Source organism: Flectobacillus rivi, assembly GCF_030056655.1.
GTDB classification, from domain to species: domain Bacteria; phylum Bacteroidota; class Bacteroidia; order Cytophagales; family Spirosomataceae; genus Flectobacillus; species Flectobacillus rivi.
In genome coordinates, this window is record NZ_JASHIE010000021.1 from 1 (window position 1) to 11413 (window position 11413).

10 protein-coding genes are annotated in these 11413 nt (G+C 36.2%); 3 read left to right on the forward strand and 7 right to left on the reverse strand.

The genetic code is table 11. From position 1 onward, the window contains the following. Nucleotides 1-88: 88 nt before the first annotated feature. On the reverse strand, nucleotides 89-379 hold the full coding sequence (locus QM481_RS23035; RefSeq protein ID WP_283383524.1) for a hypothetical protein: 291 nt from the start codon (nucleotides 377-379) through the stop codon (nucleotides 89-91). A 239-nt stretch (nucleotides 380-618) separates the two neighbouring features. Between QM481_RS23035 and QM481_RS23040 the strand changes: the two genes are divergently transcribed. Further along, the gene (locus tag QM481_RS23040; protein ID WP_283383525.1) at nucleotides 619-1374 is read left to right on the forward strand and encodes an SDR family NAD(P)-dependent oxidoreductase; all 756 of its coding nucleotides are present in this window, start codon (nucleotides 619-621) and stop codon (nucleotides 1372-1374) included. Between the two features lie 76 nt (nucleotides 1375-1450). Next, nucleotides 1451-2365 (forward strand): helix-turn-helix domain-containing protein, encoded by a 915-nt coding sequence (locus QM481_RS23045; RefSeq protein WP_283383526.1) that lies wholly within the window; start codon nucleotides 1451-1453, stop codon nucleotides 2363-2365. A gap of 268 nt (nucleotides 2366-2633) precedes the next feature. Here QM481_RS23045 and QM481_RS23050 read toward each other — a convergent pair whose 3' ends face one another. Then, nucleotides 2634-2957 (reverse strand): hypothetical protein, encoded by a 324-nt coding sequence (locus QM481_RS23050; protein ID WP_283383527.1) that lies wholly within the window; start codon nucleotides 2955-2957, stop codon nucleotides 2634-2636. Nucleotides 2958-3208: 251 nt separating this feature from the next. On the opposite strand from QM481_RS23050, the gene QM481_RS23055 reads away from it, so the two are divergent. Further along, nucleotides 3209-3334 carry a hypothetical protein gene (locus QM481_RS23055; RefSeq protein WP_283383528.1) on the forward strand — a complete coding sequence of 42 codons (126 nt, stop codon included), beginning with the start codon at nucleotides 3209-3211 and terminating at the stop codon, nucleotides 3332-3334. Nucleotides 3335-3409: 75 nt separating this feature from the next. Here the strand turns inward: QM481_RS23055 and QM481_RS23060 are convergent, their stop codons facing one another. From QM481_RS23060 to QM481_RS23080, 5 genes are all read right to left on the reverse strand, one after another. Further along, entirely contained in the window at nucleotides 3410-3574 is a 165-nt protein-coding gene (locus QM481_RS23060; RefSeq protein ID WP_283383529.1) for a hypothetical protein, read from the reverse strand. A 466-nt stretch (nucleotides 3575-4040) separates the two neighbouring features. Beyond that, nucleotides 4041-4259, reverse strand: a complete 219-nt coding sequence (locus QM481_RS23065; protein WP_283383530.1) for a hypothetical protein — start codon at nucleotides 4257-4259, stop codon at nucleotides 4041-4043. Between the two features lie 137 nt (nucleotides 4260-4396). Continuing rightward, nucleotides 4397-5035: a hypothetical protein gene (locus QM481_RS23070; RefSeq protein ID WP_283383531.1), complete on the reverse strand. Its 639-nt coding sequence runs from the start codon at nucleotides 5033-5035 to the stop codon at nucleotides 4397-4399. Between the two features lie 384 nt (nucleotides 5036-5419). Beyond that, entirely contained in the window at nucleotides 5420-9016 is a 3597-nt protein-coding gene (locus QM481_RS23075; RefSeq protein ID WP_283383532.1) for a VCBS repeat-containing protein, read from the reverse strand. A gap of 559 nt (nucleotides 9017-9575) precedes the next feature. After that, nucleotides 9576-11372 carry a RagB/SusD family nutrient uptake outer membrane protein gene (locus QM481_RS23080; RefSeq protein WP_283383533.1) on the reverse strand — a complete coding sequence of 599 codons (1797 nt, stop codon included), beginning with the start codon at nucleotides 11370-11372 and terminating at the stop codon, nucleotides 9576-9578. Between the last annotated feature and the right edge of the window lie 41 nt (nucleotides 11373-11413).

Genomic DNA, 11413 nt, shown 5'->3' on the forward strand with positions numbered 1-11413 from the left:
ACACCCTTCTTGGGCTTCGTTCCGCTACGCTACACTCAGCCCAAGAAGGGTTAAAAACATAATCAAAGTAGACAGATTATGTATATTTTTAAACTGTACTAAAAATGGGAAGCCGACAATCTTGTAAAGTTTTTTCATCATATACATAAATACGTAATTGCTTTGTAGATGACGTTGAAAACATACTATCCCAATATCGAGAACCACCAATTGGATGAACATATTCACTATGAGGTTCTCTTCTGGGGTAGAAAGTAAATTCAGCGTTTTTATTTAATGGATATTTTGCATCATTAAATAATATGTCAAGCTCTTCATTAGTCACAACAAAGAACAACGTAACATCGCAGCTATTTTTAATGGTTAATCGAGTATCCATAGTCTCGCAACCAATCAAAAAGGAAAAGCTTAAGACTAATATCAATAGGTTATTCGAAATTCGATACATTTTGCTAGATGATTAGAATACTTTAACAAGATACTGCATGACAAAAAGAGATTGATGGTATTATAATTGATTAACATCGTGTAATTCATTTTGAACACAAACAACTCCATTTTGAACACATCCCAACTCTTTACACTTCAGACCTTTGTACCTCACAAATAAACAAAGCAATGAATAATAAATTAGAAAACAAAGTGGTAGTGGTAACGGGTGCATCTAAAGGAATCGGTGCTGGAATTGCCAAACAAATGAGTGCATCTGGAGCAAAAGTAGTAGTAAATTATGCTTCGAGTAAAGAAAGTGCTGATGCAGTGGTTGCCGAAATAGTTAGCGCGGGCGGCAATGCGGTTGCCATTCAAGGAGATATGTCAAAGCAGCGCGATGTAAAACGTCTTTTTGAAGAAACCATAAATCTTTTTGGTGGTTTAGATGTTTTGGTAAATAACGCAGGTGTTTACGAATTTGCCTTATTAGACTCATTCTCTGAGGATTCGTACCGACGAACTTTCGACCTAAACGTTTTAGGTGTACTTCTCTCATCTCAAGAAGCAGTCAAGCTTTTTGGAGAAAACGGCGGAAGTATCATTAATATCAGTTCATTTGCGGGAACAAGACCAGAGCCTTACTCAGTTGTTTATGCGGCTTCGAAAGGTGCGGTTGATTCCATTACTTATGCTCTTTCACAAGAATTAGGTTCAAAAAAGATTCGAGTTAATTCTATACGTCCAGGGGGTGTTTGGACAGAAGGAGTCGCAAAATTAGGACCTACCAAAGAGTCAGAGTCGATACAGTCTGTTGTTGACAGAAGTGCTTTGGGACGCATGGCTACTCCAAATGATATTGGAAGTATGGCCGTATTTTTTGCTTCAGATGAATCGAGCATTATCACTGGACAAACGGTTGAAGTTTCAGGTGGTTTTAAGTAAAACAGTATTAAAAGTCAGAATGCGATAGCAATAGAGAAGTCTCATCGCTTCTCTATTTTCCTTATCATTTTACAAAATGGAAAAAAGCCACAGAAATATTCAAATCATCAATTCTGTTTCGGAATTGCATCGTTTGATGTCATTGCCCAAACCTTTACATCCTCTCATTACCTTTATTGACCATTCTACAGTTACGGCTATACGTGATGAAGAAAAGCCAAATTTGTTACTCAATTTTTATAATATTTCCATTAAAAGAAGTTTTAAAGGACAGTTAAAATACGGCAAAAACTACTATGATTTTGATGAGGGGACAATGTCATTTATGGCACCTAACCAAGTAATCAACATTGATAATGAGGAAGATAGAAATAAAGATGGCTGGTCATTATTATTCCATCCTGATTTAATTAGAGAATACCAATTAGGAAAACTTATCAAAAACTACGGCTTTTTTTCATACTCAGTCAATGAAGCGCTACATCTTTCGGACGAAGAAGAAATGACTGTTGAAGCGATTATTCAGAATATTCAAAAAGAGGTAAATGCAAGGGTAGATAATTTCAGTCAAGATATTATCGTATCAAATCTCGAATTGCTTTTGAGCTATTGTAACCGTTTTTATAGTCGTCAGTTTATCACTAGAAAAATGGCTACGAATGACCTTCTAACCAATTTTGAACGCCTATTAGAAAACTATTTTGCTGATAATAAAGATATGACATTGCCAACCGTCGACAAACTTGCAAGTGAACTGAATGTATCCTCCGCCTATTTGAGTGATATGCTTAGAAATTTGACGGGACAGAATACCCAGCAACATATTCACAATAAATTGATTGAAAAAGCCAAAGAGATCCTCATAATGACCGATTTAACCGTAAGCGAAATAGCTTATCAATTAGGATTTGAATACTCACAATCCTTCAGTAAGCTATTCAAAAGTAAAACTAATTTCACACCGATTGAATACCGACAGAGTTATAATTAGGAGATATCCTTTTGAAGAATTAAAGCTATGTTTGAAAACATCTTCTTTAACTAATAAAATTTCTGTCCTTGATAGGATTGGAAACCTTAGATGAAGTAAGTACTGGCTTGGAAGCTAGTACTAGCGGGGTCTGCTTTAAGTAAAGAACCAGCCTTACTTACACATATTAAAAGATTCTGGCGGTTGAATCCAGTCAATAAATATTTTTTTGCCTTTCTCTATTAGCATATTATCCTTAGAGTAAAAAAAACAGCTATCTGCTCTTTCTTCATAAATCTCCTATGTTTAAGGTATTCATGCCTGTTGATTTAACTATTGCTCTTTTGTTATCAATTATACACAAGTAATCATCAAGACTATCTGATGGATTAAATCTTTCAATATCAGAACTAATCAAATCTAAACAAATATATCCAGAGTTATGATCAATCTCTTTTTTTGCAATTATTCTACCTCGAAAATTAAATTTGTAAGTACTCAAATAGTAATCACTATTTTTTTTCTCAGGAGCAATAATCAGAAGATATACACAAACATAAAAAAAGCATATGATAGCTATTATCCAATTATATTTTTTTAAAAAAATTATCATGATTTTCTTTTTTTAGATATCCCCAATACTAAAATCCTAATAAGTTAGATACAGGATTAAAATGCATTAGATGCATTTCGAATAATATCACTCCATGAACGCTGAGAAGTTGGAATTATTGGAGTTAAAAGTTGTGAGATTCCCCCAGTTACAGCTAATCCAAATTGCCCCCCAAAGCCAACTCCTACACCTGCTCCAAAGACTACATTCCCTCGCTGGTCTAAGTGAAAAACACTTAGACCAGCGAGGGAATGCTACGCTTAACCTACGACTTGACGGAAGCCCTATCTGTACCTTTTGTTTGTGGTGTACTTCATCCTTTTTGTGTTGCTGACGCATGTGTTGTTGGTCTTGACGCCCCCGTGAAATACTACTAACAAAGGCGAAGTAACGCTTTGTATTTGAGTGCAGTCAAAGACTGCTTTTATTTGTGGGTCTAAGTGAAAAAACACTTAGACCAGCGAGGGGAGAGTCATCGTAATTACGATATTTCCATCTTTATCTTGTTCTCTAGTAATGGTACAATCTTTACCAGTTGGGTCGTTCAAAATAATTGGATTATTAGCCATATAACTATATCCAGACAACGGGTAAAATTTTTCCGCTAATGGATCCACTATTAATAATTGAGGTCACTGAGACCAGTGCGATTATTACTTATTTATACCCAAATAAATACCATAGCTAATAATAAAAAAGTATGAATATATTAAATAGATTATTGCTATCATGGATAAAATTATTTTCTTCGTTTTTGATAAAGCAAGAATAATTTGGTCTATCTTTTCAAATGGCATGTGTCTAAAATACCGTATGTATAAAGGTATCCCAATTATTAGAGATATTCCAAAAGCTATTAATAGTTGATTCAATCTGCTTTTAATCATGAATTCAATTATTGCATATTTAGTCATTGAAGAATGCAATAATACTACTATTAGCATTACATTCATTAGAACTGAATTAACCATTAATATTAAACCACTTCCCTTAAAGGTTTCTTTTTCTCTATTTTTATAAAATAGGCAACATATATAATAAATACTATCTAGAACAATCATAAATTCTTAATTAAAAATATTTCTAATTTCCAACTGCTTTTATATTCTCTATAAGCATCTTTCCATTTATATCTATAGCTGCAGAATCGATATGTTGACCAATGTCTTTACCAGTAGTTAAAATTGTAGCGCTATTAAGTAAAAAATACCCCCCTGCAATAGCTGTACCAAATCCTAATAAAGCTAAGCCAGACATAGCCAAGTCTAAAGAGTTAGAAATTGAAACGCCATTTACAGACATATCAACAACTGAAGTTGCTATACCTAAGCTTCCTATAGTTTTACTTGCATATTTTAATACAGTACTTATTTGACCTGCCCCTATAGCATTTATTGTCTCTAGAAGTAAGTATTGGAAGCTAGTACCAGCGGAGGATATTATCTTTTATTGTTTATCGCCAGCTTTTGGGTCACTAGAACAAGTGAACCTTGTAAAAATGAATATACAAAATCTGTTTTTTGAGTACTTGCTTCTAAACGATAGGGGATAAATAAGGTATCTATTTGTAATAATGCCTTGGTGATTTTACGTGATGATTGCTCTGTAATTTTAATTGACTCGTTTGACTCTGTATTGCCCAAATAAATCAATTTTCCTTTTTGCAAATTCTTTTTTAAAACCTCAAAACCTCCTTTTCTAAACAATTGATTTGATGTGTACATTCCACTCACTGTAAATGAGGTTTTGCTGTATTCATTAAAAATTATTAAACTATCCAAAAAACTAAACCGAATAGTGTCATTATCTGCAGAAATAAATATCATGTTCTTATTAAACTTCTTATTCACATCAGGCTTAAATAACATTGCTATTTTTTTATTTGTCTTGTTGGTAAATCTCAAGCGTATAGGAAACATAAGTACTTCGGGAGGAAACATAATACTGTCCACTTCTAGCTCTAACATATTCGCTTCGTCATAGTAAGGCGCTGTTACTACACTTCTGTTTTTATTACAATTCCAAAGAAGAATCATCAACAAAGGAAACATTGATATTAAAGTACCTTTAATTTTCATAATCTCTAAGTGTTTTTATAAACCATTATTGGGGAGCAGGAGATGGTTTGCTGACAAGTTTTATAATTCATCTGCAAACTAATCACCTTTGCATATTCATTATTAGGCATACCCAACCTTTTTTATGGTGACTTCCAACTTCTTGGGCATAAATGATTTGCCAAATTCGTTTTTTAGATTCTTGACTTATCCTATTAGAATGAGTATACTTTTGATTGTCATATATCAAAGTATTGGTAAATTCTTTGGTATCTCCTGAATAGGTAAACATACTGTTATTATAACCAAACTTTGAAATATCGTATAAAAAAAGGCGTTCGAAATGAATTTCTCGAACGCCCTTTTCTATAAACGGTAAATAAACTCCTAGCATTTGAGTACTTTTTAGTAAACTCTCTTTTGATGATGGTAGTTGGTAATCTCAATTTGTTTTACGCTTGAGTTAAGATACAGATTACGAGCCGATTGAGACAAATAAGTATTACCATAATAAAACTCTTCTTTTCGCTTTTTACCATTTTTCAACCAAACAATAGCCGATTGGTCTTTGGCTTGTAAAGGAATGATTTTCGTTGGTTTTTGTGATAAAAGCACTTCCCTTAAAGCTCCTCTATTTTGCGAACTCAATAATCCTATTTGCGCCTTCGCTGTTGGAATCATTACCAAAGCTTTGGTATCTCCATCAAGACATAAGCCTGTTTTGGCTAATGGTAAAGTACTAAAGTTGCCCTTCCCATCTCCTAGTAATACTTCTCCCATCCCTGCATCTAATCTACCAATACTGATTTCATTGCCATAATCATTGCCACTGAGTAATAAGTCCAAATTACCATCGGCATTCCAGTCGGATACTAACATGGCATTGACACTCGAAAATTGCGCTACATTTGGTAAAGCTTTCAGCTTGAAAGAGCCATTACCCAAGTTTTCAATGTAACTTGTTTTTGTCCAATTAGCAGTCAATATCGTAGCGGTACTCAATTCGCTTGGGGTAAGTACTTCATGGATAGTAGCTTTGGCATATTTATGATACTTATCAAACCGTTTTCGAGTCTGAATCATCTGTTTCACCATATCATCACGTGTATTAAATGGAAACTCTTGACGCTTGCCCAAGGTGTCTTTGAGATATACCGTCGGAATAGCATCATAACTTCCATCAGTATTAAAATCGCCATGATATAGCCTTACTGGCATATCGTCGCTAGCGCGATAGAGGGTATTTTCACCTTGGTTTCCTAATACATAATCCGTATCACCATCATTGTCAAAGTCACCAGCTACAATACTATTCCAAAAGCCTTTATAGTTTGCTAACTCTGTATTCGAAGTATTCTGAAGGCGTCCTTTATTATTTTTCAAAAAGGTTGGCGACATCCATTCTCCTGCTAGTAGCAAATCTTCCCAACCATCATTATCATAATCTGTCCACAAGGCGTCACATACCAATCCTATATCTTTCAAAGCAGGCGCCATGGTCGTTGTCACGTCAGAAAATTTCAATAATGGGGCTTCGTTACGAAGGATGTAGCTATTGGTGGCTTTAGGGTATTTATTGGGTTCAACACGCCCACCAATAAAGAGGTCTAGGTCGCCATCGTGGTCAAAATCACAAGCTTTAACACAAGAGCCACTTTTCAAGAAACTTGGTAAAATACCATTTCCTAGTACAAACTTTCCTTTACCTTGATTAATATAGATATGGTCTTGATAGCCATTATCACCCACAGGCAATTCATTACTTCCACTTACAACATATAAATCTAAATCGCCATCATTTTCTAAATCGAACAATAAGGCTCCCATTTCTTCCCAATTCTTATCAATCGCTTTTTCGGGTAGTAAGTCTTTTTTCTCGAAACTTCCGTCTGGTCTTTGTAACCCAAACACTCCTTTACGACGAAGCGATCCTCCCATATAAAAATCCTCCAAACCATCTTGGTTGACATCGCCAACGGCTATGCATGGTCCCAATTGAGACAATTTATGTGGAATGAGTTTTTGAACATTAAAGTCTATAAAATCCTCCTCTTCATGCACAAAGTCTTTACCGATTTTTTCTTGGTTTTTCGTAAAAAGAAAGTCAGTATTCGGTTCCGATTTTATAGCTGGCTTGGCTTGAGACTCATACACCACAAGTTGTTGATTGGCTGGCACATTCGTTATCGTTTGCACCAATCCACTTGACCAAGTAACTACTAATTGGCCAATTTTTTTATGAGAACCTAGTCCAAAATGCGCACCAGTTTCTACTGAGGATAAATAACCTCGGTAAGGTGTATTTTCATAGAATTGTTGTTCTCCTTTACCATAAATAGCCTTCACAGTCGCACCTAGTCCATTTTTATTAGAAGCATTGCCTACAAATTTGAGACGCAGGTAGTTACTTTTTTCTGGTAATTGTTGGCGTACATTATTACAAAAAACCGAAGCCGAATCATTGATATTGTTAATGATATAATCCAAATCGCCATCGTTATCCAAATCCGCATAGGCAGCGCCATTTGAAAAACTTGGTTCGGTGATTCCCCAAGATTCTGTCACTTCTTCAAATTGTAAATTACCTTTGTTGCGATAAGCTTTATTCTTAACTTTTACCGAAGGAATTAAATCCAACAACTGCACAGGAGCAACATAAGCACCCACTTCAGCACGGTATACCATAAAATCTTGATCAGTAATATCTTGCGGAAAACCATTGGTAATAATTACATCTCGTAACCCGTCATTATCAAAATCGGTCACCAGTGGCGTCCAACTCCAATCAGATTCTGCCAGGCCCGTCAGCAAGCCTACTTCGCTAAATACTGGTCGGTGGGTATAGGGGTTTATCCCACGATTGAGCTGAAGGGTATTGCGAGGATATTGGAATACATATCCAAACTTTTCGTTGTTTTGATAGGCTTGGTAATTGTTACCTAGTGTCATCATCTTTTTACGATAATTATCCTCAGGCATCATATCCAAAGCCAAAATATCAACCAAACCGTCGTTGTTAATATCTGTCACATCATTCCCCATCGCAGAGTGTGAGGTATGCTTAAAATACAAAGCGGCTTCATCTTTAAAACCAATATGTTTACCATTTTCATGCTGGTTGATATACAGCAGGTCATTGGTCAGGTAGTCGTTGGTGATGTAGACATCTTTCCAGCCATCTTGGTTGATATCAGTAATATTGATCCCTAAACCAAAACCTTCAAACAGAATTCCTTCTTTGTGTGAAACATCTGTAAAAACGGCATGCTTCAGCGTTGGATTCCAATCATTGCGATATAATTTATCTGTCAAAGGCGAACTTCCATCTGAAACACGAGGGTGATACATATTAGGAAAACGAACATCCGCCATCTCATTTACGGCGATATACACGTCCAAATCGCCATCATTGTCATAATCAAAAAAAGCGGCTTGGGTAGAATGTGTTGTATCGGCAAGCCCATACTCTTGCGCCATTTCCTTAAAATGCGGAATTCCTGCCCTATCTACTCCCTGATTGACATACAGCAAATTAGCTCGCTGACCAGCGGTTTTTCGAGCAGTTGTACAAACATAAATATCCATCAAATTATCTTGATTGATGTCTACAACCGCCACACCAGAGCACCAGCGACCTTCGCCTGTCACCTTTGCTTCTTTGGTAATATCTTTAAAATGTAGTTGGTTCGTTTTGGAGTCGTTGAGGTATAGCTGGTTAGAAACGTGGTTGCCTGTGAAATACACGTCCACCAAACTATCATTATTAAAATCGGCCATAGCCACTCCTCCCCCATTATTGATATATTCGAAAGTCAGAATATTCATAGTATCATTTTCAGAAATACGATTCGAAAAATGAATACCAGAGTCTTTGGGGTCAATTTTCTTAAAAAGCCCATCTTTTGATGCACTTCCACAAGCATAAAGCCCTAGTAAGCCTAAGCCTACTAGGGTGATTAAATATAGAAAACGGTATGCAGTTACGGTAGAGGTTTGAGGCATATTATAAGTAAAAAAGTTATTAGTTAAATTAGTAGGCAAAATTAAAATAAATTTTACCCGCTTTAAGCTCTAGGCTTTATGCGGTAGGCAAAAAGTTAAATAGTATTTCTCATGAAGTAATAGAAACTTTTTTGCCTAATGCTTACGGCTTATAGCCTAGAGCATATTAATGCAATTTTATTTTGCATTAATACTTAAGTAATCGTGCAGAATAAGATTTAATAAATTTTAAATGTAAGATATTGATAATTAAAGTTTTATATTCACAATTTACAACTCATAATTCAGCACTCATACTTAAGTTTGTACGCAAAATAAAGTTTAAAATTGTGCTTTAAGCTTTCAGGTATCGGCTTTCGGCGGTGGGTTTTGGAAAAAGCATGGCTGTGGGTAATAAAAAACATTTTAACACTCTGTGCCTGTTGCCTTATCCCTAAGACAAAAAACTTAAATATAATTTTGCACTAACACTTGATTAACAATTTTATATACAGTAAAAACAGAGATGGCACAGGGTACCATCTCTGTAAAGACACCATTTTTCAGTTATCAATCCAATCTATTTATAAGCTGGGTCTTGAGTAAGGGTTGGTTTACCATCCTTCTCAGAGCGGTCGATTGCTTCTTGAGGAATTGGGAAAAACTCATGTTTACCTTTTACAAATACACCACCTTTTTTGTAAACACGTTTAGTGCTTTCTACGGCATTGTAAGCATTCAATGTTTCGGCAGCAATACCCCAACGCACTAGGTCGAAGAAGCGGTGACCTTCCATCGCAAACTCCAAGCGAGTTTCGAAACGAACTGCCTTACGAGCCGTAGCTTGATTTGACCAAGCAGATGCATAAGGCTTCACATTGTAGTTGGCAGCAGGAACTGGAGCACCTTTTGAATCAAACACCAATGTGTAGGCATCACGAGTAGCACCTTGCGTAGCCTTCTGAACAAAACCAGCAGGGTTGGCAGCACGAGCACGAATTTGGTTAACCAAGTCTCTTGCTCTTTCAAGGTTACCTAATTCTACCTCACATTCAGCTAACCACAACAAAATCATACTATAACGCATAATGCGGTAGTTGTTACTTGTAAGGTTTGCCCAGCCATTTACACCAGTAAAGGCTTTTGAAGGAATGTGTTTTTTCGGAGAATAAGGACCAGCATACGTTTGGTCACGAATGAAGTCACTACTATGAATTTTGTAGTCAATAAACAAAATACCACGACGGCCAACAGTATGATCTAAACGAGGGTCTAGCATACCTTCATATGGAGTAAATGGATCTTTTATATCAACTCCTTGGTCATTCTTTACGTCAGAATCATTGAAAGTATCCAATAATGGCAAGCCATTAGCATCTGTTTTATAGGCATTTACCAAGTTTTGAGATGGTTGATAAAAACCACAACATCCCCAAGGCGATGTATATGGGTGAGCCAAACCTACACCAGCATCAGCAGCATCACCACTAGCACTTGATGATGCATATTGAATTTCGAAGATAGACTCTGCGTTATTACGAGTATTAGCATCATGGTTGTCTCTGAAATTATCCATCAACTTAAATTTACCACTCGCTACAATCTGATCTAACAATGCTTTAGCTGCTTGTAACTTAGTAGTATTTGCTGCCCCTGTAGAAACATTCCAGCCTTGGTACATGTAAGCTTTTGCCAAGAAAGCCATCGCAGCCCATTTTGTTGGGCGACCAACTTGTGCCTGAGTCGCAGGTAAAGCATCCATCGCAGCCTTGAAATCAGCTTCAATAAATGGCCAAGCATCTTTATCATTTGGTACTTTGGTACTTTCCAAGTCGTTCAAATTATAGATATTCTCGTCGATATATGGGATATTCCTCCACATTTTTTTAGCTTCAAAATGGAAAAGTCCACGTAAGAAACGAGCCTCTGCTACAATTTGTTTACGACGATCATCGCTAACATCCTTTACATTTTTAAGGGTATTTATCACATCATTTGAGCGTGCAACCCCTTTAAACAATCCTCTCCATTTATTTTTGATATGGTTATTGGTAGATTGAAAGTCCCACTTTTCAATGAACGACTGTTCTGGTTGGTCACCCGCATCAGTACCTTTATAGGCATCATCAGAGGCAATTCCACCAAATACCCAGCTTTGAATATCGTTATTCCAAGCATCTTGTCCATCCAAACCTTGGCCATCAATCATGGCATAAGCACCCAAGAGGATACCTTCTACCCCTTTGGCTGTTTGGAGAGACGATGGGCTATATTGACCTTGTGGCTCACGCGTCAAGAATTCATCACTACAAGCCGTAGCAATACCAACAACGAGACCAGCCGACAAGCACAGTTTTATAATATTTTTACGTTTCATATTTTTTCTCTTTTGGTAAAAAACGAACATTAGTTTTCTTA